At 72.0% G+C, this 21,381-nt stretch carries 19 protein-coding genes, 1 tRNA gene and 1 pseudogene; 16 read left to right on the forward strand and 5 right to left on the reverse strand.

All coding sequences use genetic code 11. The annotated features are described in order from the left end of the window. Positions 1-87: 87 nt before the first annotated feature. Positions 88-1,431, reverse strand: a complete 1,344-nt coding sequence (locus NQU54_RS26610; RefSeq protein WP_257633328.1) for a sensor histidine kinase — start codon at positions 1,429-1,431, stop codon at positions 88-90. Between the two features lie 322 nt (positions 1,432-1,753). After that, on the reverse strand, positions 1,754-2,995 hold the full coding sequence (locus NQU54_RS26615; RefSeq protein WP_257633329.1) for a sensor histidine kinase: 1,242 nt from the start codon (positions 2,993-2,995) through the stop codon (positions 1,754-1,756). Between the two features lie 180 nt (positions 2,996-3,175). Between NQU54_RS26615 and NQU54_RS26620 the strand changes: the two genes are divergently transcribed. From NQU54_RS26620 to NQU54_RS26675, 12 genes are all read left to right on the forward strand, one after another. Continuing rightward, positions 3,176-3,589 (forward strand): NADH-quinone oxidoreductase subunit A, encoded by a 414-nt coding sequence (locus NQU54_RS26620; RefSeq protein ID WP_257633330.1) that lies wholly within the window; start codon positions 3,176-3,178, stop codon positions 3,587-3,589. Continuing rightward, positions 3,580-4,284 (forward strand): NADH-quinone oxidoreductase subunit B, encoded by a 705-nt coding sequence (locus tag NQU54_RS26625; RefSeq protein ID WP_257633331.1) that lies wholly within the window; start codon positions 3,580-3,582, stop codon positions 4,282-4,284. The genes NQU54_RS26620 and NQU54_RS26625 overlap by 10 nt, the downstream gene beginning before the upstream one ends. Continuing rightward, entirely contained in the window at positions 4,281-5,753 is a 1,473-nt protein-coding gene (locus NQU54_RS26630; protein WP_257633332.1) for an NADH-quinone oxidoreductase subunit C, read from the forward strand. Before NQU54_RS26625 ends, NQU54_RS26630 begins: the two co-directional genes overlap by 4 nt. Next, a complete protein-coding gene (locus NQU54_RS26635; protein ID WP_257633333.1) occupies positions 5,750-6,715 on the forward strand; it encodes a complex I subunit 1/NuoH family protein in 966 nt (321 codons plus the stop codon). Before NQU54_RS26630 ends, NQU54_RS26635 begins: the two co-directional genes overlap by 4 nt. Continuing rightward, entirely contained in the window at positions 6,712-7,428 is a 717-nt protein-coding gene (locus NQU54_RS26640; protein WP_257633373.1) for a NuoI/complex I 23 kDa subunit family protein, read from the forward strand. The genes NQU54_RS26635 and NQU54_RS26640 overlap by 4 nt, the downstream gene beginning before the upstream one ends. After that, positions 7,425-8,015 carry an NADH-quinone oxidoreductase subunit J family protein gene (locus NQU54_RS26645; protein WP_257633334.1) on the forward strand — a complete coding sequence of 197 codons (591 nt, stop codon included), beginning with the start codon at positions 7,425-7,427 and terminating at the stop codon, positions 8,013-8,015. Before NQU54_RS26640 ends, NQU54_RS26645 begins: the two co-directional genes overlap by 4 nt. Next, entirely contained in the window at positions 8,015-8,416 is a 402-nt protein-coding gene (nuoK, locus tag NQU54_RS26650) for an NADH-quinone oxidoreductase subunit NuoK (protein ID WP_079258558.1), read from the forward strand. Before NQU54_RS26645 ends, nuoK begins: the two co-directional genes overlap by 1 nt. Then, the gene (locus NQU54_RS26655) at positions 8,413-10,431 is read left to right on the forward strand and encodes an NADH-quinone oxidoreductase subunit 5 family protein (RefSeq protein ID WP_257633335.1); all 2,019 of its coding nucleotides are present in this window, start codon (positions 8,413-8,415) and stop codon (positions 10,429-10,431) included. Before nuoK ends, NQU54_RS26655 begins: the two co-directional genes overlap by 4 nt. 3 nt (positions 10,432-10,434) lie before the next feature. Continuing rightward, positions 10,435-12,072 carry a complex I subunit 4 family protein gene (locus NQU54_RS26660; protein WP_257633336.1) on the forward strand — a complete coding sequence of 546 codons (1,638 nt, stop codon included), beginning with the start codon at positions 10,435-10,437 and terminating at the stop codon, positions 12,070-12,072. Continuing rightward, on the forward strand, positions 12,069-13,652 hold the full coding sequence (locus NQU54_RS26665) for an NADH-quinone oxidoreductase subunit N (protein WP_257633337.1): 1,584 nt from the start codon (positions 12,069-12,071) through the stop codon (positions 13,650-13,652). The genes NQU54_RS26660 and NQU54_RS26665 overlap by 4 nt, the downstream gene beginning before the upstream one ends. Positions 13,653-13,803: 151 nt before the next feature. Then, complete coding sequence (htpX, locus tag NQU54_RS26670) at positions 13,804-14,667, forward strand: zinc metalloprotease HtpX (protein WP_257633338.1); 864 nt, start codon at positions 13,804-13,806, stop codon at positions 14,665-14,667. After that, complete coding sequence (locus NQU54_RS26675; RefSeq protein WP_257633339.1) at positions 14,664-15,056, forward strand: YccF domain-containing protein; 393 nt, start codon at positions 14,664-14,666, stop codon at positions 15,054-15,056. Before htpX ends, NQU54_RS26675 begins: the two co-directional genes overlap by 4 nt. 18 nt (positions 15,057-15,074) lie before the next feature. Here the strand turns inward: NQU54_RS26675 and NQU54_RS26680 are convergent, their stop codons facing one another. Then, on the reverse strand, positions 15,075-16,319 hold the full coding sequence (locus NQU54_RS26680) for a helix-turn-helix domain-containing protein (RefSeq protein WP_257633340.1): 1,245 nt from the start codon (positions 16,317-16,319) through the stop codon (positions 15,075-15,077). Positions 16,320-16,434: 115 nt separating this feature from the next. On the opposite strand from NQU54_RS26680, the gene NQU54_RS26685 reads away from it, so the two are divergent. Continuing rightward, on the forward strand, positions 16,435-16,764 hold the full coding sequence (locus NQU54_RS26685) for a hypothetical protein (protein WP_257633341.1): 330 nt from the start codon (positions 16,435-16,437) through the stop codon (positions 16,762-16,764). Positions 16,765-16,829: 65 nt separating this feature from the next. Here NQU54_RS26685 and NQU54_RS26690 read toward each other — a convergent pair whose 3' ends face one another. After that, positions 16,830-17,318 (reverse strand): YajQ family cyclic di-GMP-binding protein, encoded by a 489-nt coding sequence (locus tag NQU54_RS26690; RefSeq protein ID WP_037963620.1) that lies wholly within the window; start codon positions 17,316-17,318, stop codon positions 16,830-16,832. A 189-nt stretch (positions 17,319-17,507) separates the two neighbouring features. Here NQU54_RS26690 and NQU54_RS26695 point away from each other — a divergent pair. The 3 genes from NQU54_RS26695 to NQU54_RS26705 all read left to right on the forward strand — a co-directional run bounded on the left by NQU54_RS26695 (position 17,508) and on the right by NQU54_RS26705 (position 19,699). Continuing rightward, a tRNA-Tyr gene (locus NQU54_RS26695) sits at positions 17,508-17,589 on the forward strand. 174 nt (positions 17,590-17,763) lie between these two features. After that, a complete protein-coding gene (locus NQU54_RS26700; RefSeq protein WP_257633342.1) occupies positions 17,764-18,738 on the forward strand; it encodes a quinone oxidoreductase family protein in 975 nt (324 codons plus the stop codon). 151 nt (positions 18,739-18,889) lie between these two features. Then, positions 18,890-19,699, forward strand: coding sequence for an MIP/aquaporin family protein (locus NQU54_RS26705; RefSeq protein ID WP_257633343.1), 810 nt, complete (start codon positions 18,890-18,892; stop codon positions 19,697-19,699). 64 nt (positions 19,700-19,763) lie between these two features. On the opposite strand, the pseudogene NQU54_RS26710 reads toward NQU54_RS26705, so the two are convergent. Next, positions 19,764-21,380: pseudogene (locus NQU54_RS26710) on the reverse strand (glycoside hydrolase family 30 protein); the annotation flags it as partial. Position 21,381 lies beyond the last annotated feature (1 nt).

Raw genomic sequence — 21,381 nt, forward strand, 5'->3', positions numbered from 1 at the left:
TCGGTTCGTGGGGACCAGCATCCCAGGGTTCGGCCGCTCGCGTCGCACGGAACCGGCCGTGTACGGGCGGGGCGGGGGTGTGCGCCCTCAGCGCCAGGGGAGCTCGGCGGTCACGGTGGTCGGGCCGCCCGCCGGGGAGTGGACGACGAGGATCCCGTCCACCGCGTCGATCCGCTCGGCCAGCCCGGCGAGACCCGAACCGGCCGCCGTCTCGGCCCCGCCCCGCCCGTCGTCCGTGATCTGGATCAGCAGCCGGTCGTCGGAGCGCCACAGATCCACCTCGGCGGTGTGGGCACCGCTGTGCTTGCTGATGTTCTGGAGCAGTTCGGAGACGGTGAAGTAGGCGATGCCCTCGATCGCGGGCGCGGGCCGTTGCGGAAGGTCCACCGTCACGGTCACCGGGACCGTGCAGCGGGCGGCGAGGGCGGAGAGGGCGGGGCCGAGGCCGCGGTCGGTGAGGATGGCGGGGTGGATGCCGCGGGCGAGGTCGCGTAGTTCCTGGAGGGCGAGTTTCACTTCGCCGTGGGCCTCGTCGACCATCTTGGCGGCGGCTTCCGGGTCCTCCTCCAGCTTCTCCTTCGCCAGGCCCAGATCCATGGCGAGGGCGACCAGTCGTGCTTGTGCGCCGTCGTGGAGGTCGCGTTCGATCCGGCGCAGATCCGCGGCGGCGGTGTCCACCACCGTGCCCCGGTCCGACTCCAGCTCCCAGACCCGGCTCGCCAGCCGGGACGGGCCGAGCAGCCCGGACACCATGATCCGGTCGACCGAGGTCAGCGCCCGCATCACCCACGGGGTCAGCAGCAGGACCAGCACACCGGCGGCGCAGGTCACGGTGATCTCGAACGGGGTGTCCAGATAGAAGTTGTGCCCGTGGTCGTCCCCGAAGACCTGGAGACCCGGCTCGTCCATATACCGGGGGAAGACCCAGCGCCACAGCGGATACGTCGTGGAGCCCCAGCCGTAGGCGGTGAAGCTCACCGCGAAGCCGAAGGAGAAGACCGCCCACGGCAGATGGATCAGCGCGTAGATCACATGCCGCCAGGAGGTGCCGCTCCTGAGCAGCGCACCCACCCAGGCGACCGGTCCGCGCCTGCCCCCGCGGCCGCCCCTCCGGCCGAGGACCGGCTCGGGCTCGGCCACCTCCAGCCCCAGCAGCGCACGGGCGCGGGCCCGCTCCACGACGCCGAGCGCGCGGCAGCCCGCGAGGGCCGCGCCGAGCACCGGGACGCCGAGGAAGGTGATCAGCAGCCCGGCGCCCAGCGCGATCATCGTGATCGTGTAGACAAAGGTGACGATGGCCATCGGCAGGCTGATCAGGACATAGAGGAACTCCCGCCAGACGCGGCCCTGGAACGGCGCCTTCAGCGCCGCGGGCACCAGATGGCCACGGGGCTCGGTCCCCGGTTCGTAGGGGCGGTATGCGGTGGCCATCGTCTTGTCCGTCCTCCGGGGCCTGGTGGGGTGCGCGATGCGGGTCGGCGGGGTGGGTCGCGTCGGGTCGCGTCGGCTGCGTTCACCCAAGAGTCCCGGAGCGGGGCCCGCCGGGCCATCGGGTGGGTGGGCCTCTTCACCGGGGGGTTAGCCCTACCTTTCGGGGTGGGGCGAGGTGCTTCCCGGCGTCGTTTCGGGGCGCCCGGTGTGCTGTCCGGCGTCGTTTCGGGGTGGGGGCGGTGTGCTTCCCGGCGCCCTTTCGGGGCGCGGCCCGGTGTGCTTCCCGGCGCCCTTTCGAGGTGGGGCGGCCTGCTGCCCGGCGTCAGCCGCTTCGCCGGGAACGGGCCACCGCGGCGCCCGCCGCCGACCCGGTCCGGTGGCGCCAGGGCAGCTCGGCGGTCACGGTGGTCGGCCCACCCGGCGGCGAATCCACCGCGAACAGCCCGTCGACCGAGCCCAGCCGCTCCGCCAGACCCGAGAGCCCCGAGCCCCTGTCGGTGGCCGCGCCGCCGCGCCCGTCGTCCCGTACCTGGATCAGCAGCCGGTTGTCGGAGCGCCACAGCTCGATCTCGGCGGTGCGGGCGCCGCTGTGCTTGCTGATGTTCTGGAGCAGTTCGGAGACGGTGAAGTAGGCGATGCCCTCGATGGCCGGCGCCGGGCGTTCGGGCAGCTCGACCGTCACCTTCACGGGGACCGTGCAGCGGGCCGAGAGCGCCGAGAGGGCGGGGCCGAGGCCGCGGTCGGTGAGGATGGCGGGGTGGATGCCGCGGGCGAGGTCGCGTAGTTCCTGGAGGGCGAGTTTCACTTCGCCGTGGGCCTCGTCGACCATCTTGGCGGCGGCTTCCGGGTCCTCCTCCAGCTTCTCCTTCGCCAGACCGAGCCCCATGGCGAGGGCGACCAGCCGGGCTTGTGCGCCGTCGTGGAGGTCGCGTTCGATCCGGCGCAGATCCGCGGCGGCGGTGTCCACCACCGTGCCCCGGTCCGACTCCAGCTCGGCGATCCGCCGCTCCAGCTCATCGGAGGGGAACAGCAGCCCGCGCACCATCGCCCGGTCCACATGCGTAAGCCCTCGGGCGATCCACGGCAGCACCGGCCAGGCCACGAACAGCGAGGTCAGGGTGGCGGCGAAGGTGACCACCGACCACGGCAGCCGGATCAGCGCGTACAGCGTGGCGCGCCAGCCGACCGGGTCCCGCAGGTTCGTCCACAGCCGGCCGAGGAAGCCGCTGCCCGGCTGGTGCGGCAGCGGGCTGGGCTCATCGATCCGCATCGAGAGCAGCCCCCTGGCGCGGTAGCGCTCGAACCGGCCGAGGGCCCTGCTGCACCGCAGCCCCACGGCCAGCAGCGGCAGCCCCACCACCGTGACCGCCAGCCCCAGGCCCAAGGCCAGCCAGACCAGGGTGAAGACGAAGCAGACGATGCCCACCAGCAGATTGGCCAGGAGATGTGCGATCTCCCGCCAGGTCTGCGCGGGAAAGGCGAACGCGGGCGGGCGCGGCAGCCGCTCGCCGTCGCGGCCACGGCCGTCGCCGTCGGGGCCGCCGACGGGGGAACTGGAGGTCATGGCAGCAAGACTGCCGGGCCCGCGGGGGGCTCCGCCATGGGGATAGCCCCCCGCATCGCGGACGGGCCGCCCTGCCCGGCGGCGGCAGGCCCTAGACTTCCCGTCCGTACGGATCGTCGAACACGCGGGGTCGACGAGGAGCGGACAAGGAACCAGAGGACCAGGGAGCGAGGGGCGGACGTGCCGGAGGCGACGACCGTACGCACCACCAGCGTCCAGCTCGCGGCCGACTACTTCCACGGCTATGCGGTGGTCGGACTGCTGGCGGCGATCGGCGTGATCTTCGTCGCCGTGGCCTTCGGGGCCGGGCGGCTGCTGCGGCCTGTCGTGCCCACGCCGGAGAAACTGCTGACCTACGAGTGCGGAGTGGACCCCGTGGGCGAGGGCTGGGCCCACACCCAGGTCCGCTATTACGTCTACGCTTTTCTCTATGTGATTTTCGCCGTTGACTCGATCTTCTTGTTCCCGTGGGCGACGGTCTTCGCGGCGCCCGGCTTTGGAGCCACCACGCTGGTGGAGATGTTCATCTTCCTCGGGTTCCTCGCCGTAGGTCTGCTGTACGCATGGAAGAAGGGCGTCCTGGAGTGGACGTGACACCGAACCCGACGCCGACGCCGACGCCGACACCGACATCGACACCGGTATCGATACCGGCCTCCGCGCCGGTCCCCGCGCCCGCGCCCGTGGACCTGCCGGAGCCGCGCCGTCTCGGCACGCTGGCCCGGCTGGCCCCCGAGCCGATGAAGGTGGTCCTGAACTGGGGCCGCCGCTACAGCCTGTGGGTCTTCAACTTCGGCCTCGCCTGCTGCGCCATCGAATTCATCGCGGCGTCGATGGCCCGGCACGACTTCATCCGGCTCGGCGTGATCCCCTTCGCGCCGGGACCGCGCCAGGCCGACCTGATGGTCGTCTCCGGCACGGTCACGGACAAGATGGCGCCCGCGGTGAAGCGGCTGTACGAACAGATGCCGGAGCCGAAGTACGTGATCTCCTTCGGGGCCTGCTCGAACTGCGGCGGCCCCTACTGGGATTCCTACGCCGTGACCAAGGGCGTCGACCAGATCATCCCCGTCGACGTCTACGTGCCCGGCTGCCCGCCCCGGCCCGAGGCGCTGCTCCAGGGCATCCTCAAGCTCCAGGAGAAGATCGCGCGCGAGTCGCTGGGTGAGCGGTACGGGAATTCCGGGGGCGGTTCCGGGGAGGCCGCCTCCGCGGCCTCGGGCCGTCCGTCCGCGGCCGCGCTGCGCAGCGGGCTGGTCACGCCTCCGGAGCGGGAAGACACGCCATGACCGAGCGGAACGAGGCGAACGAGCCGAACGAGACGGTGGAGCCGAACGGGGCGGCGGAGGTCGCGGGGGCCGCTGGGGTCGCGGAGGCGGAGGCCGCGGTGGAGGCCGCGCCGCCCGTGGGCTGGCTGCCGCGTTCCGCCGCCGAGCTGTTCGGCGAGGGCGCCACGGCGGAGGAGGCGTACGGACTGCTGACCGTCGACGTTCCCGCGGACTCCTGGATCGCGTCGCTGGAGACGGCCCGCGACACCCTCGGCTGCACCTACTTCGACTGGCTGAGCGCGGTCGACGAGCCGGGCACCGGCTTCCGGGTGGCCGCGCGCGTCGTCGCCCTCGGCACCCCGGGGGCCGGGGGCGCGGCCGGAACCGGGGCCGGTCTCGCGGTGCGGGGTCTGCTGGTGCGTACCACCGTGCCGCACGACGTGGCCGCGCTGCCGACCGCGACCGGCGTCTACGCCGGGGCGGCCTGGCATGAGCGCGAGACCCACGAGATGTTCGGCATCGGTTTCGCGGGCCACCCCCATCTCGCGCCGCTGCTGCTCCCCGACGGCTTCGAGGGGCATCCGCTGCGCAAGGACTTCGTGCTGGCGGCCCGGGTCGTCAAGGCATGGCCGGGCGCGAAGGAGCCGGGGGAGTCGGGCACCGGCCACGGCCCCAAGCGCCGGCAGATGCTGCCGCCCGGCGTCCCCGACCCCAACGAATGGGGGCCCCTCAAGGGTCAGCTGCCCGCTGCCCCTGCCCGTCCGGCCCGGGGCGCCCGCGCGGCGGGCGCCGCCGCGGGCGAACGCCCCGCCCGCCGCACCCGCAGCGCGACGGCGGGCTCGGCGAGCCAGCGCCCGGAGGCCGCGGGCGCGCAGGCAGCGGAGGCTCCGGCGGCCGACCGCTCGGCGCGGCGTGCGCGCAGCGCGAGCCAAGGTTCGGCGAGCCAGCGTCCGGCAGGTGCGGCAGGTGCGGCAGGTGCGGCGGGTGCGGCGGATGCGGCGGGGGAGTCCCCCGCCCCGGCGGCCGACCGCCCGGCACGGCGCTCCCGCAGCGCGGGCGAGGGTTCGGCGAGTCAGCGTTCGGCGGGTGCGGAGGCGGCGTCCGAAGCCCCGGCCACGGACGCGGCCGCCGGTGAGCGGGCCGCCTCCGCCGAGCCGTCCGCCGCTGAGCCGTCGTCCGCCGCCGAGCCGTCGGCGGCCGAGGCCCCGGACCGCCCCCGGCGTCCCGCGCCGCAGCGCCGCTCGTCCGACGCCCCCTGGCACCACGCGCGCCCCGCGCGGGACGAGGACGCCGAGTCCCCGCGTGAGCCGCGGGCACCGGAACCGGAAGCGGAGACCGGGGCAGCCGGAGACACACACGGTGCGAAACCCGAACCCGCTCCCGAGCCCGACGCACCCGGCACCCCGGCCACCCCGGACACCACCCCTGACGACAACCCCGACGACGACTCCGACGACGACTCCGACGACCAGCCAGGAGGCACCGCGTGAACGACGTCCTCGACGTCGCGCTGCGACTGCTCGCCCTCCTGCTCGCCTTTCTCGTGCTGCCCCTGCTCGTGGGGCAGACCGAGCACAAGGTCATGGCCCATATGCAGGGCCGCCTCGGGCCGATGTACGCGGGCGGCTTCCACGGATGGGCCCAACTGGTCGCGGACGGGGTGAAGTTCGCGCAGAAGGAAGACGTCGTACCGGCCGGAGCCGATCGGCGGATCTTCCAGCTCGCGCCCGCCGTCGCGCTGCTGCCGTACCTCCTCGTCCTCGTCGCGATCCCGATCGGCCCCGCCGAGGGCGCCGTCGGCCAGGTCCTGGACGCGGGCATCTTCTTCGTGCTCGCCGTGATGGGCGTCGGGGTGCTGGGTTCGCTGATGGCGGGCTGGGCCTCGGCGAATAAGTTCTCCCTGCTCGGGGGGTTGCGTACAGCCGCCCAGCTCATGGCGTACGAGCTGCCGATGCTGCTCACCGCCGCCTCCGTGGCGATGGCGGCGGGCACGGTCTCGCTGCCGGGCATCCTCGACGCGTTCGAGTGGTGGTGGGTGCCGTGGCAGATCGTCGGCGGGGTGGTGTTCTTCACCGCCGGTCTCGCCGAGCTCCAGCGCCCGCCGTTCGACGCGCCGATCGCCGACTCCGAGATCATCTTCGGTGCGTACACCGAGTACACCGGGCTGCGGTTCGCGCTCTTCCTGCTCGCCGAGTACGCGGGCATCGTCATCCTGTGCGGGCTGACCGCCGTCCTCTTCCTCGGCGGCTGGCACGGTCCGTTCGCCGACGGCCTCGGCTGGCTGTGGACCCTGCTGAAGACGGCCGTCCTCGCCTTCGTCGTGATCTGGCTGCGGGTCAGCTATCCGCGGCTGCGCGAGGACCAGCTCCAGCGGTTCGCCTGGACCTGCCTCATTCCGCTCTCACTGGCCCAGATCGCCCTCACCGGCGTCGTCAAGGTGGTGATCTCCTGATGGGCATCCCCGGATCCGGTCTGGCCAAGGGCCTGGCCGTCACCCTCCGCACGATGACCCGGAAGTCGCACACCGCGCAGTATCCGGACGCGCAGCCCGAGCTGCCGCCCCGCACCCGCGGTGTGATCGGGCTGTTCGAGGAGAACTGCACGGTCTGCATGCTGTGCGCCCGCGAATGCCCGGACTGGTGCATCTATATCGACTCGCACAAGGAGACCGTCCCCCCGGCCGCCCCGGGCGGGCGCGAGCGCAGCCGCAATGTGCTGGACCGGTTCGCGATCGACTTCGCGCTGTGCATGTACTGCGGTATCTGCATCGAGGTGTGTCCTTTCGACGCGCTGTTCTGGTCGCCGGAGTTCGAGTACGCGGAGGAGGACATCCGCGATCTCACCCATGAGCGGGACAAGCTCCGCGAGTGGATGTGGACGGTGCCCGCGCCGCCCGCGCTCGACCCGCGCGCGGAGGAGCCCAAGGAGATCGCCGCCGCCCGTAAGGCCGCCGACAAGCTCGCCGCCGAGGCCGCCGCCGCTGCCGCGCAAGCCGCCGAGGCCGCACAGGCCGAGGCCGAGCGCGGATCCGGCGGGACCGACGCGAGCGGAACCGCGAACGAAACCGAGAACGAAACCGAGAACGAAACCGAGAACGAAACCGAGAACGAAACCGAGAGCGGAACCGAGAGCGGAACCGCGAACGGGAACGGAGCCGCCTCGTGAGCCCTGCGGTCCACTTGGCCGCCACCGGCCACGGGTTCCTGTCGCCGACCGGCGTCGAGATCGCCTTCCTGCTCGTGGGCATCGCGACCTTCGGCGCGGCCGTCCTCACCGTCACCACCAAGCAACTGGTGCACGCCGCCCTCTGGCTGGTGGTGGCGCTCGGCGGCCTCGCCGTGGAGTACCTCCTGCTCACGGCGGAGTTCATCGCCTGGGTGCAGGTGCTGATCTACGTCGGTTCCGTCGTCGTCCTCCTCCTCTTCGGGCTGATGCTCACCAAGGCGCCCATCGGCCGCTCCCCGGACGCCGATTCGGGCAACCGCCCGGTGGCGCTCGCCGTGGCCGTGGCCGCCGCGGGCGTCCTGGTGTGGGTGGTCGTGGACGCCTTCCGGACCACCTGGATCGAGCTGGACAAGGGCGTCCAGGGCTCCACCGCCGTCTCCGGTGAGAGCCTCTTCCGCCACTGGGTGCTGCCGTTCGAGGCGCTGTCCGTCCTCCTCCTCGCCGCGCTCGTCGGCGCGATCGTCCTGTCCCGCAAGAGCGGCCACGACAGTGGCCCGGGCGCCGGCCTCGGCAAGGAGCAGCGCTGATGCATCTCGCCTACCCCGCCGTGCTCGCCGTCCTCCTCTTCTGCACCGGGCTGTACGGCGTCCTCGCCCGCCGCAACGCGATCCTGGTGCTGATGTCGGTCGAGCTGATGCTCAACGCCGTCAACCTCAATCTCGTCGCCTTCGACGTCTGGCTCCGCGACACCCTGCACACGGGCCAGGCGCTGACCCTCTTCACCATCACCATCGCCGCCGCCGAGATCGGCATCGGCCTCGCCATCGTCCTCCTCGTCCACCGCAACCGCGGCACCGCCGACGTCGACAAGCTCCGGGACCTGGCCGACCCCCCGTCAGCCGGCCAGGACCCGATGGACGACAGCATGGCAGCCCCCACTGACAACGACGCCGACCAGGCACGACGCGTCCGGAGGCAGACCGCGTGACGACCACGACCGCCGCCGTTCTCGTCCCCCTCCTGCCCTTCCTCGGCGCCGCCGCCGGGCTCCTGGTGGGCCGCCGCGCCCCCGGTTTCGTCCGCCCCGTCGCGGTGCTGCCCACCCTCGCCGCGGCCGCGCTCGCCGTGCTCGTCGCCGTACGCCAGGGCGGGGGAGCGGGCGGCGGCACGGCCCCGCTCACCGCCGCGACCCGGCTCGCCGACACCGGCTCGATCCCCGTCGACCTGGCCCTGCACATCGACGGCTTCGCCGCTCTGGTCGCGGTCCTCGTCGCCGTCGTCGCGAGCTGTGTGCAGATCTACTCGACCGGCTATCTGCGGGACGACCCCCGCTACCCCTCCTACGCCGCCCTGGTCTCCCTCTTCACCGCCGCGATGCTCCTCGTCGTCTACTCCGACGACCTGATCGTGCTGCTCGTCGGCTGGGAGATCATGGGCATCTGCTCGTACTTCCTGGTGGGCCACTACTGGGAGACCGCCGCCGCGCGCTCCGCGTCCCTCAAGGCGTTCCTGGTCACCAAGCTCGGCGACGTCCCGTTCCTGATCGGCATCTTCGCGCTCGCGGGCGACACCGGAACGTTCCGGATCAGCGAGATCCACACCCGGCTGACCTCCGAGACCGCCGGGGTGCCGCTGGACCACCCCACCCTGATCGCGCTGCTGCTGCTGGCCGGGGTCGCGGGCAAGTCCGCGCAGTTCCCGCTGCACACCTGGCTGCCGGACGCGATGGCGGGCCCCACCCCGGTCTCCGCGCTGATCCACGCGGCCACCATGGTCGCCGCGGGTGTCTTCGTCGTGGCCCGGCTGCTGCCCGTCTTCGCCTCCTCCTCCGCCGCGCTCGCCGTACTGGCCGTCATGGCGGCCGTGACGATGGTCGGCTCGGCGCTCGCCGCGCTCGCCCAGGACGACATCAAACGCGTCCTCGCCTATTCGACCGTCGGCCAACTCGGCTATATGACGGGCGCGCTGGCCGTCGACGACCGTGGCGCCGCCGTCTTCCACCTCATCACCCACGGCGCCTTCAAGGCGCTGCTCTTCCTCGGCGCCGGTGTGGTGATCCATGCCGCCGGCAGCAACTCCCTCGCCGCGATGTCCCGGATGAGCGGCCTCACCCGGCGCATCCCCGACGCCTTCTGGACGATGACGGTCGCGCTCCTCGCGCTCGCCGCCATCCCGCCCTTCGCGGGCTTCTTCTCCAAGGAGGCCGTCCTCGGCGCGGCCGAGCACGCCGCGACCGGCCACACCTCAGGCGTCCCGGCGGGCGTCGGCTGGACCGTGCTCCTCGCCGGGCTCCTCACCGCGCTGCTCACCGCCGGATACGCGGCCCGGCTGTGGCTGCTCGCCTTCCGCGGCCGGGGCGAGCCCGCCCCCGACCACGGCAAGCAGCCGGTGGCCATGAACGCCGTCCTGTGGGCGCTGTTCATCCCCACGGCCGCCCTCGGCCTCGCCTACGGCAGGCTGCCCGACTGGTTCGACGGCGAGTCCCTCACCCCGACCCTCACCACATCCGTCCTCGGCACCGGGGCGGCCCTCATCGGCGCCCTCGTCATGTACGCCGCCTGGCGGCACAGCGCGGCGCGGGCCGCCCGTGTGCCGCTCGGCGCGGTGGCCGCCCACCCCGAGGCCGCCGACGCCGTCTCCGAGGCCGAGGCCATCGCCACCCACGAGGCGGCCTACGGCTCCATCGCGGGCGCCAGGGACCCCGCCGACCCCGGGCGGCTGCTCCTGGGCCCGCTGCACCGCCACGCGGCCGTCGGCTTCCACCTCGACGCCGTCTACAGCGCCCTGTTCGTCCGGCCCGTGCGGGCCGCCGCCCGGCTCGTCCGCTTCCTCGACCGCGAGGTCGTCGAGACGTACGTACGCGGCGCGGGCGGTGCGCCCCGGCTGCTCGGCGCGGCCGTCCGCCGCGCCCAGACCGGCAATGTGCAGACCTACCTCGGCGCGCTGCTCGCGGGCTCCCTCGTCCTGGCCGTGGCCGCCGTCCTCGTCGCAGCGGGAGCCTGACCCGTGAACCACACCGTCCAGCAACTCCTCCTCGCCGCCGCGGTCGTGCTCCCCCTGCTCGGCAGCGCCGCCGCCCTGCTCCCGGCCCCGCCCGGGCTGCGCGGCCGCGGGCCCGACCAGGCCGTGCTGCGCCACGGTGTGACCGTCACCGGAGTGGTGCTCGCCGCCGCCATCGCCCTGGCCGCCGGATTCGACCACGACCACCCGGCCAGGATGCAGGCCCAGACGGACATCGGCTGGATCCCCGCCCTGGACATCCGCGTCCACCTCGGCGTGGACGGCGTCTCGCTGCCGCTGCTGGTGCTGACCGCGCTGCTGACCTTCCTCTGCGCGCTCTACACCTACTTCAACCGGCCCTCCGGGCCGTCCCCCAAAGCCTTCGTCGCGCTGCTGCTGCTCCTGGAGTCCGGCACCCTGGCCAGCTTCGCGGTGCTGGACCTGATGCTGTTCTTCCTGGCGTTCGAGATGGTCCTCATCCCGATGTACTTCCTCATCAACCGGTGGGGAGGCGCCGAACGGGAGCGTGCCGCCTGGCGGTTCATCCTCTACACCCTGCTCGGCTCCGTCGTCATGCTGCTCGGCCTCCTCCTCGTCGGGCTCGAGGGCGGCACCTTCGACATGGTGGCACTCGCCACCGACAAAGGCTCCGGGCTCAGCCACACCACCCAGCTGATCGCGGCCCTCGCCATCATCGTCGGACTCGCCGTCAAGGCCCCCATGTGGCCGCTGCACAGCTGGCTGCCCGACGCCCACACCGCCGCTCCCACCGTCGGCTCGGTGCTGCTGGCGGGCGTGCTGCTCAAGATGGGCACCTACGGGCTGGTCCGCATCGTGCTGCCGATGACCCCCGAGGCGGCCCACACCTACGCGCCCTACCTCGCCGCGTTCGCCGTGGTCGGCATCATCTACGGATCCCTCGCCTGCCTCGCCCTGGCCCTCCCGTCTCCCACCACCACCCTCAACGGAGGCTTCGCGCTCTCTGAATCCACCGGCGCCAAGGGCGACCTCAAGCGCCTGATCGCCTACTCCTCCGTCGGCCATATGGGCTTCGTCCTGCTCGGCATCGCGACCCTCACCCCCACCGGGGTGAACGGCGCGCTCTTCGCCAACATCGCCCACGGCCTGATCACCGGGCTGCTCTTCTTCCTCGTCGGCGCCCTCAAGGACCGCTCCGGCACCACCGACCTCGACCAGCTCGCGGGCACCAGCGGCGCCGCCCTCTACGGCCGGGCGCCGCGCCTGGGCGGACTGCTCGCCTTCGGCGCCGTGGCCTCCCTGGGGCTGCCCGGACTCGCCGGGTTCTGGGGCGAGATGCTCGCCATGTTCGGCGCCTTCGACCCCGCCGACGGGCTCAGCCGCCCGGCGTTCCTCACCTATATGGCGCTCGCCGGCGTCGGCACCCTGCTCACCGCCGCCTACATGCTCGTCGTCGTACGGCGCGTCTGCATGGGCGACCAGCCGATCGAGCCCGGCACCGGGACCGGGGCCGGGCGGCCCGCCCTGGCCGACGTCCACGGCCATGAATTCGCAGCCTGGAGCCCCCTGGTGGCCCTCACCGTCCTCGCCGGACTGTGGCCCGCGGCCCTCCTCGGCCTCACCGACCCGGCCGTGCAGCAGCTCCTCGCGGGAGGCAACCGATGACTGCCAACTCCTCGAGCCTCGCCACGAGCCTCGTCCAGTCCGTCGACTGGCTCGCCGTCGCACCGCCCACCATCGCGGCCCTGACCGGCCTCGCCGTCCTCGTCGCGGACCTTTTCCTGTCCGAGCGCGGAAAGCGCCTGCTGGGCTGGGGAGCGATAGCGGGACTGGCCCTGGCCTCGCTCTCCCTGCTGCCGCTGCTGGACGGCGACCGCTCCACCTTCTGCCTGACCACCGGCGCCCACGCGTGCAGCTACACGGCTGACACCTTCGCCCTCGTCATCCAGTTCCTGGTGCTCGGCGGGGCGCTGCTCACCGCGCTGTTGTCCTTCAGCGCCCTCGACGACCTCAAACTCCCCGCGGGCGAATTCTGGTTCCTGCTGCTGTCCTCCGCGGCCGGGGCCGCCCTGCTGCCCGCGGCCCGCGATCTTGCCACCCTGGTCATCGCCCTCGAAGTGGCCTCGCTCCCGGCCTTCGCCCTCGTCGGGCTGCGCCGCGGCGACCGCCTCTCCTCCGAGGCCGCGCTGAAGTTCTTCCTCTCCTCGGTCACCGCGACCGCCGTGATGCTGCTCGGCGTCAGCTTCGTCTACGCGGCCACCGGCAGCCTCCATCTGTCCCGGATCGCCGGCGCCCTCACCCATGTCGACCCGCGGCTCGACACCCTCGCCCAGGCGGGTGTCGTGCTGACCCTGGTGGGCTTCGCGTTCAAGACCGCCGCCGTGCCCTTCCACTTCTGGGTGCCCGACACCTACGTCGGCGCGCCGGTGCCCGTCGCGGCGTATCTGTCCGTCGTCGGCAAGGCGGTCGGGTTCTCCGGCCTCATCCTGGTGACCGTCCTCGCCTTCCCCGCGTACGCGGATGTGTGGGGCCCGGCCGTCGCCGTCCTCGCCGCCCTCACCATGACCGCGGGGAACGCCGCGGCGCTGCGCCAGCGCCCGGAGCGCGCCTTCAGCGCCGTACGGCTGCTCGCCTGGTCCTCCGTCGCCCAGGCGGGCTATCTGCTGGTCCCCATCGCCGCGGCCGGCTACGCCGACTCCGCGAAGGACGCCTCCCGCGCCATCGGCTCCACCGTCGCGTACGCCCTGACGTACGCGGCCGTGAATCTCGGTGCCTTCGCGGTGGCCGCCCTGGTGGCCCGTACCAGCCCGGCCAACCGGCTCACCGACTACCGCGGCCTGTACGCGGCCCGCCCGGCCGCCGCCCTGGCGCTCGGCTTCTTCCTGCTGTGCCTGGCCGGGCTGCCCCCGGGCATCATCGGGCTCTTCGCCAAGGTGACCGTCTTCTCGGCGGCCGTGGACGCGGGGCTGGGCTGGCTCGCGGTGGTGATGGCGCTCAACGTGGTGATGGCGCTCTACTACTACCTCCAGTGGACGGCGGTGCTCTTCCGCGCGCCCGAGCACTCCGCCGCGGCGGAGTCCGTACCCGGCGGGACGGCGGAGCCCGTGCCCGCCGCCGGGGCGGCCGTCGCCCGCCCCCGCGCCGTCCCCCTTACGGCCGCCATCGGCCTCACCGCGGTCATCGGCATCGCGCTCTCCGGCGCCCCACAGCTCGTTCTGCGGTTCGCCTCGGGCACCCTGCTCTAGCCGCCCCCTTCCGGCGGCCGCCGCGCCCCCGCACCCGTGTGCACAAGGGAACTGGTGCCCTTCGCCTGGCGTTGACTTTTTCAGGAGGGTCCACTGGAAGGTGGAGACACCAGGCAAAGCGTTCCCCTGCGGCACAACGGGAGGGCACACAGTGCACCGCCGGCACAACGGGCTCAAGACCGCCGTACTTCTCGGTGGTCTGTCCGCGCTCATCATCCTCATCGGCAGCCTCTTCGGCCGCACCGGGCTGATCATCGCGGTCATCGTCGCCCTCGGGACCAACGCGTACGCCTACTGGAACAGTGACAAGCTCGCCCTGCGCGCCATGCGCGCCCGCCCCGTCAGCGAGTTCGAGGCACCGGGGCTGTACCGGATCGTGCGCGAGCTCTCCACGGCCGCGCGCCAGCCGATGCCCCGCCTCTACATCTCCCCGACCGACGCCCCCAACGCCTTCGCGACCGGCCGCAACCCCCGTAACGCGGCGGTCTGCTGCACCGACGGCATTCTGCGGCTGCTGGACGAGCGCGAGCTGCGCGGGGTCATCGGCCATGAGCTCAGCCATGTCTACAACCGCGACATCCTGATCTCCTCGGTCGCGGGCGCGCTCGCCAGCGTCGTCATGTTCCTGGTGAACTTCGCCTGGCTGATCCCCATGGGCCGGTCCGACGACGACGAGGGCCCCGGCTTCCTCGGCATGCTGCTGATCATGATCCTCGGCCCGCTCGCGGCCTCCATCATCCAGCTCGCCGTGAGCCGATCCCGCGAATACGAGGCGGACGCCTCCGGAGCCCAGCTCACCGGCGACCCCCTGGCCCTCGCCAGCGCCCTGCGCAAACTGGAGGTCGGCACGAAGCAGCTTCCGCTGCCGCCCGAGCCCCGTCTGGAGACCGCCAGCCATATGATGATCGCCCACCCGTTCGGCGGTGGCGTCGGTCTCGCCAAGCTCTTCTCGACCCACCCGCCCATGCGGGAGCGCATCGCCCGACTCGAGCAGATGGCAGGACCCCAACCGTGAAAACGCTGCTGAACCTGATCTGGCTGATCTTCTCCGGCTTCTGGATGGCGATCCTCTACCTCTTCGCCGGGGCCCTCCTCTTCATCACGATCATCGGCATCCCCCTCGCGATCGCCTCCTGGCGCATCGCCGCCTTCGCCCTGTGGCCCTTCGGCCGCACCGTCGTCCTCCGCCGCGACGCCGGGGCCGCCTCCTGCGTGGGCAATGTCCTCTGGCTCATCCTCGCGGGCTGGTGGCTGGCGCTCGGCCATGTCCTCACCGGGATCGCCCTGTGCATCACGATCATCGGCATCCCCCTGGGCCTGGCCAACTTCAAGCTCATCCCCATCTCCCTGGCCCCCCTGGGCCACGAGATCGTCCCCACGGACCAGCCCTTCGGCCAGCGCTGACGCCCCTGATCACCCCGATCACCCGGCGAGCAGCCGTCCGTGCTCATTCAGCAGGTCGCGTACCTCGGGTACGTCCTCGAAGCCGCGCAGTCGGCGCAGTACGACGCGGGAGCGCTCGGTGGTCCGCTCACTCGCCACGTCGGCGGACGCCGTGAGAACGAGCCGCGCCTCGGCGGCGGCCTGTTCCGGCTCGTTGGCGTCGGCGAGGGCGACGGCCAGCCATGAGCGGTACAGAGCGACCTCCCGCGCGTGGGTGGCGTCGTACCGGGCGAGCACATCGGTGAGGAGCGGAACGGCATGCAGCGGGCGTGCCAGCTCGGTGAACACCCGGGCGTCCATCACCTCCAGCTCCGCGCGGCTCACCCAGTAGGCCCACTGGGGCGCCTCGGCGCCGTCGTCCGCCGACAGGGCGTCGTGCGCCGCACCGAGCGCTCGGACGGCGGGCGGCGCCTCCCCGGCGCGGGTGTGGGCCCAGGCGACGCGGTCGAGGAACAGCGCCCTGGCCTTGGCGGGTGCCCCCGCGCCCGCCTCCTCGACGGCCGCGAGAGCGAGACCCAGGCCCTCACGCTCCCGCCCGGTGTTGCTCAACTGGTAGCCGAGGCTGCCCGCGAGATGGGCCACGAGCGGCCCGTCGCCCGCCTGCCGCGCGGCCGAGATCCCGGTGGTGTAGGCGCGCTCCGCCTGCTCGTGGCGACCGGCGTCGCTCGCGATCCACCCGGCGATCTGCGCCAGCTCGCCGATCTGCGCCAGGAGCGCGCTGCCGACGTCCTCGGTGTGGCTGGTCTCCCGGTACAGCCGTATGGCCGCGCCCAGTTCGCGGAAGGCGGGGCCGATGAGGTCTCCGCCCGCCAGCACATCGTCGGCCAGGCGCAGCCCGTGCACGCGCGCCGCGAGGTGGCCCACCGTCTCCGCCCCGACACGCCGTCCGGACCGCCCCCTGAGCGGTGCCAGCGGGTCGCCCGGGGGCAGCAGCTCGGCCAGGGAGGGCGACGGCCCGCCGGGTGCGGTGTCCGTCTCGCCCCGGGCGTAGGCGGCGGCCGCCTCCAGCCCGCCCGTCGGCACACCGAGCGCCTGCGCCAGAGTGGCGAGCCACGCATCGGGCACCCGTGCCCCCCGCTCCCACCGCGAGATCTCGTGCCGCGTCACGGAGTCCAGCCCGGACAGCGCACACAGCCGCTCCGCCAACTGCCGTTGGCTCCGCCCCGTGGCTCGCCGAAGGCGTGCGAGATAGGTGCCGAACCACATGCGCCGGTCATTGCTCATCCTGGCCCCCCTCCCGTCCCAGTCTGGCCCCTCCCAGGCCCCCTGGGCGGCCCCTCCATGAGGTCAACGGAGCCTTTTCGATGGAGTCACGCACTCACGACGGAAGCAGACCACCATGCCGGACCGCATCGCCCGCGATATCGCACCACCACTACGCCTGCTGCCCTGGACCACTCCGGACGGCAAACCGTGCTACCTGGCAACGGACGGGGGCGACAGCTACCTGAGCCGGAGGGCGGACGAGGTCGAGGCATTGCATCTGCATATGGGAACGGCACTGCTCGACCACGCCCGCGCGCTGCTCGACGACCGTAAGGCGGGCCCGGGAGAGCTCCGCTACCTGGCGAACCGGCTGACGGAAACGCTCCGCGACGCCCTGCGGATCGCGGAGAGCCGGGGCGACCGGCTGGTCGCTGCTGCCAACGGCGGCGACGGCTCGTCGTGACCCGACACCGCCGCACACACGAACGCCGGGGCCGGGGCCCCGGCGTGCCGTACTCGGCGGTCCGCCTACCGGTAGTTGACGAACTGCACCGCGAAGTCGAGGTCCTTGCCCTTGATCAGGGCGATCACGGCCTGGAGATCGTCCCGGCTCTTGGACGTCACCCGCAGCTCCTCGCCCTGCACCTGCGCCTTGACGCCCTTGGGCCCCTCATCGCGGATGATCTTGGCGACCTTCTTCGCGTTCTCCTGCGAGATCCCCTCCTGGAGCGAGGCGAAGATCTTGTACTCCTTGCCCGACGCCTGCGGCTCGCCCGCGTCCAGGGCCTTCAGCGAGATCCCGCGCTTGACCAGCTTGGACTGGAAGACGTCGAGGATCGCCTTGACCCGCTCCTCGGAGTTGGCCCGCATCTCGATCCGCTCGCCCGACCATGCGATCGAGGCGCCGACGTTCTTGAAGTCATAGCGCTGGGAGATCTCGCGGCTCGCCTGGTTCAGAGCGTTGTCGACCTCCTGCCGCTCGACCTTCGAGACGATGTCGAAACTGGAGTCGGCCATCGTGAGTTGGCTCCTCGTACGTAGATCCGTCAGTGGCACGGTCCAGCGGACCGCTCCGGCCAGCCTAGCGATCTCGGCCATGATCCAGCGGCGATCAACCGGGTGGCGAAGCACCCCTGGGCATCAGGTATTGTTTACGTCGTTGCCAGGGAACAGCGACGCGAAAGCGGAGCACCTGGCCATATCCCAGGCGGTGTGCCCGAGTGGCCAATGGGAGCGGACTGTAAATCCGTCGGCTTAGCCTACCCAGGTTCGAATCCTGGCGCCGCCACGCCAAAGAAACGGCCCCTGAACTGCGGAAACGCGGTCGGGGGCCGTTTTCGTTTATGGCTGGGCCCGGGTCGAGCCTTGTTCTGCGGGCGCCGCGGTTGCGCGTGATGATCGGTGGAGGGGGACCTGCCGCAATGGCGAGTCGATCACCAATCCGACTGAGAGAGGTGCCATCATGCGTGCTCTGCGTTTTGACCGCTTCGGCGATCTCCAGGTCCTGGGCCTGGCCGAGGTGCCCGACCCCGCCGCGGGCGACGGTGAAGCCGTCATCGAAGTCAAGGCGGCCTCGGTGAGCCGCTCGGACCTGGTGAACATCGCCGGCGGGTTCGAGGAGACGACCCTTCCCCGCATCCCCGGGCGCGACTTCGCCGGCGTGGTCGTCGACGGGCCGCCCGACTGGGTCGGTGTCGAGGTCTGGGGCACCGGCGGGGACGTCGGGTTCACCCGCGATGGCTCACACGCACAGATGATCAACATTCCGGCGGCCGCGCTGGCCCGTAAGCCCGAGCGGCTGGGCTTCGACGAAGCCTCGACCGTGGGGGTCAGCTTCATCACCGCCTGGCTCGGTGCCGTCGAGGCCGCCGAACTGGGCAAAGACGAGGCCATCGCGGTCTTCGGCGTCTCCGGCGGGGTGGGCGCCGCCGTCGCGCAGGTCGCCCATACCCTCGGCGCCTGGGTGATCGGCGTGGACCGGGTCCGCCCCGCCGAGGGGACCCCGGCCGCGGCGATCATCAGGGAGTTCGTCGCGCTCGGCGGAAGCCCTCAGGAGGCCGCCTCGGAGATCAAGCGGGTCACCGCGGGCAAGGGCGCGGACGTGGTGTACGACGCGGTCGGTGGCGTCACCACACCGACGGCGCTGGCCTCGCTGGCCCACCGGGGCCGGCTCGTGGTGATCAGCTCCGTGGGCCCGCCGACCGTGGAGATCGACCTGGTCGAGCTGTACCGCAACGAGACCCGGGTCTACGGATGCAACAGCACGCGTTACGACCTCGTCGAATCGGGCGCACGGCTCCAGCGGCTCGCCCCGTTCTTCGACTCCGGTGACTTCCGGCCCCAGTCCATCGCCGGCCGCTACAGCCTGGAGGACAGCGTGGACGCCTACCGCGCGGTGGAGAACCGGGTACGGGGCAAGGTGGTCATCTGCCCCTGAACCGGTGCCCCCGGTGCCTCTGAAACGGTGCCCCTGAACCCGGTCCGCCCGGTCTCCCTGAACGGTGCCGTCGACCGGTTGAACCGGTGTGTCTGAACCGGTGCCTCGGGACCGGCTTCGGCACAGCCACCCCTCGCGCGGGGCCGCCACCATGGATCACGCCGCCGGACCCCATGACGCGCCGGCCGACCTCGTCCCGGCCGGGCCGGTCACCTGGCGGACGGTGGGCCGGAACAGTGCCCTGGAGTTCCTCCTGACGTTCGTGCTGCTCTTCGGCGTCGTCACGATCGTGCGCTGGGTGGCGGGGCCGTCGCCCGTGTCGGCCGTGGTCCAGCAGATACATATGCAGCTGCTCGTCATCGGCGGATGCGTGGGCCTCCTCCTCGCCGGGCTCATCGTCAGCCCCGGCGGGAAGGCATCGGGCGGACATATCAACCCGGCCATCTCGATCGCCATGTGGCGCTTCGGGCTGCTCCCCGGTACGGCAGTCGTGCCCTATATCGCGGCCCAGCTGGCCGGATCCCTGCTCGGCGCACTCGCGGGCCGTGCCGTATGGGGGCCGGCCGCGGGCAGACCGCCGGTGGCCGATGCCGCGCTGCGGCCCGGCCGGGGCCGGCCGGCCGGGGCGCTGTTCGCGGCGGAGGCCGTGTCCATGGGCGTCATCGTCCTCCTCGTCGGGATCTTCCTCGCGGTGCCCAGGCTGGTGCCGCTGGTCCCCTGGCTCGTCGGATTCCTGATCGGAGCGGCGATCGCGCTGCTGGGGACCACGACGGGCGGTTCGGTCAACCCGGCCCGCCAGTTCGGACCGGCGATCGTCGAGGGCCGCCTCGACTTCCTCTGGGTCTATCTGCCGGCACCCATGGTGGGCGCCGTACTGGCGGCCTCGCTCCGCGACACCGTCATCGGACGGGGCGCCCGGGCCCGGATCCTGGCGTCGCCACGCCGAGGGAATGGCCCCTGAGCCTCGGGCGCGCGGTCAGGGGCCATCGGCGTGCGAGCGGGGCCGCGTACCGGCGCCGCGCCTACGCCTGGTTGCCGGTCCAGGTGAAGGTGGCGGAGGCCCCGGCGGGGAGCTGGTAGGTGAAGGACTGGCCGCCCCAGTTGACCTTCAGCGTCTGCTGGCCGCCGGTGTCGTTGTAGGCGATCAGCGCCTTGGAGCCGTCAGGGTTCTTCCAGGCCACGTTGGGGACGGTCGAGCCGGCGCTGGAGTCGATGCGGCGGGCGCCCGGCTTCACGAACTTCGTGAGGTGGCCCATCGTGTAGTACTCGACGGTGTAGTCGACCCTGCCGCTCTGGCTGTCGCCGTTGTGCACGGTGACCAGGCCGGTGCAGGTGGAGCAGCCGCCGTTGTGGGGGCCCTTGTTGTTCTGATCGACCGCGAGGCTCCACTTGATCCAGCTCCTGCCCCAGTTGCGGGTGTAGTCGATCAGGTTGTGCATGTCCTCTTTCTGCTGGTTGGCGATCCAGGTGCCGCCGGAGTGCTCGGTGTCGAAGGCGTCCACGTCGGGGTACTGGTTGTGGACGGTCGTCTGCTGGCGGACGTCGCCGCCGTAGCCGTGCCAGGCGATGCCGCCGAAGTTGGGGTGGTTGCGGATGGCGGCGTCGTCCACGACGGGCGCGCCGTAGCCCGACCACTGGTCCCAGTTCCAGTCGAGGGCGAGCACCTTGGTGCTCAGGCCCGCGTTCGCCAGCTTGGGCAGCAGCTCGCTCTTGGTGAAGTAGTCGAGTCCGGAGCCGTTCCACTGCATCGACGGGTAGCCGGCGCAGCAGGTGGGCTCGTTCTGCACGGTCACGTAGTCGATCGGCACCCCGCGGTTCTTGTACTCCTGGAGGTACTTCACGAAGTAGTTCGCGTAGGTGCCGTAGTACTGGGCCTCCAGCCAGCCCTGGTTGAGCTGGTCGTTGTCCTTCATCCAGGCGGGGGCGGTCCACGGTGAGGCCATGACCTTCAGCGCCGGGTTGAGCTGCCTGGCCCGCTGGGTCAGTGGCAGGACGTCGGCCAGGTCGTGGTCGATCGAGAATCTGGTGAGGCCGGGGTCGGTCTGTCCGGCCGGTACATCGTCGAAGGTGTAGCCGAAGCGGGCGAGGTCGGAGCCGCCCATCGGGTTTCGCAGAAAGCTCACACCGATGCCGTCGGTGGGGGAGAAGAGCTTGCGCATCACCTCGTCGCGGGTGCCCTGGCTGAGCGCGCCGCTGCTGTTGAACAGCCATGCCGCGGTGTCCGTGAACGATGCGCCCGCGCCCGAGAACTCCTGGTACGTCCGGGACTCGTCGACCGTGACATTGCCCCCGCCGCCCGTTGTGAACGTGATGGGCGTCTGCCGCTCCAGGCCCTTGACGACGGTACGGCCGTCCGAGCCGGAGGTGGTGGTCAGGTAGATGTTGACGGTCTCGCCCGCCGAGGCCGAGCCGGTGTGGGCCACCTGGGCGCCCGCCGGCGAAGTCAGCCAGGGGCCGACGGCCACCGCGACCGCTGTGAGGGCGCCCACCAGGGTGGAGCGCAGAGCGGGGTCTTGTCAGGGTCCTGACAGGTCTCATGAGCGTCGATGCCTTCCTCTGAGGACAGGGTCGGCCGGTGCGGTCACGGCCGTGAAGGGTGCGGAGCGAGCCCGGTGGCCGGTGTGTTCACGGCCAGGTCGCACC

It is taken from the genome of Streptomyces malaysiensis subsp. samsunensis (assembly GCF_024519315.1).
In the GTDB taxonomy this organism is placed as follows: domain Bacteria; phylum Actinomycetota; class Actinomycetes; order Streptomycetales; family Streptomycetaceae; genus Streptomyces; species Streptomyces malaysiensis.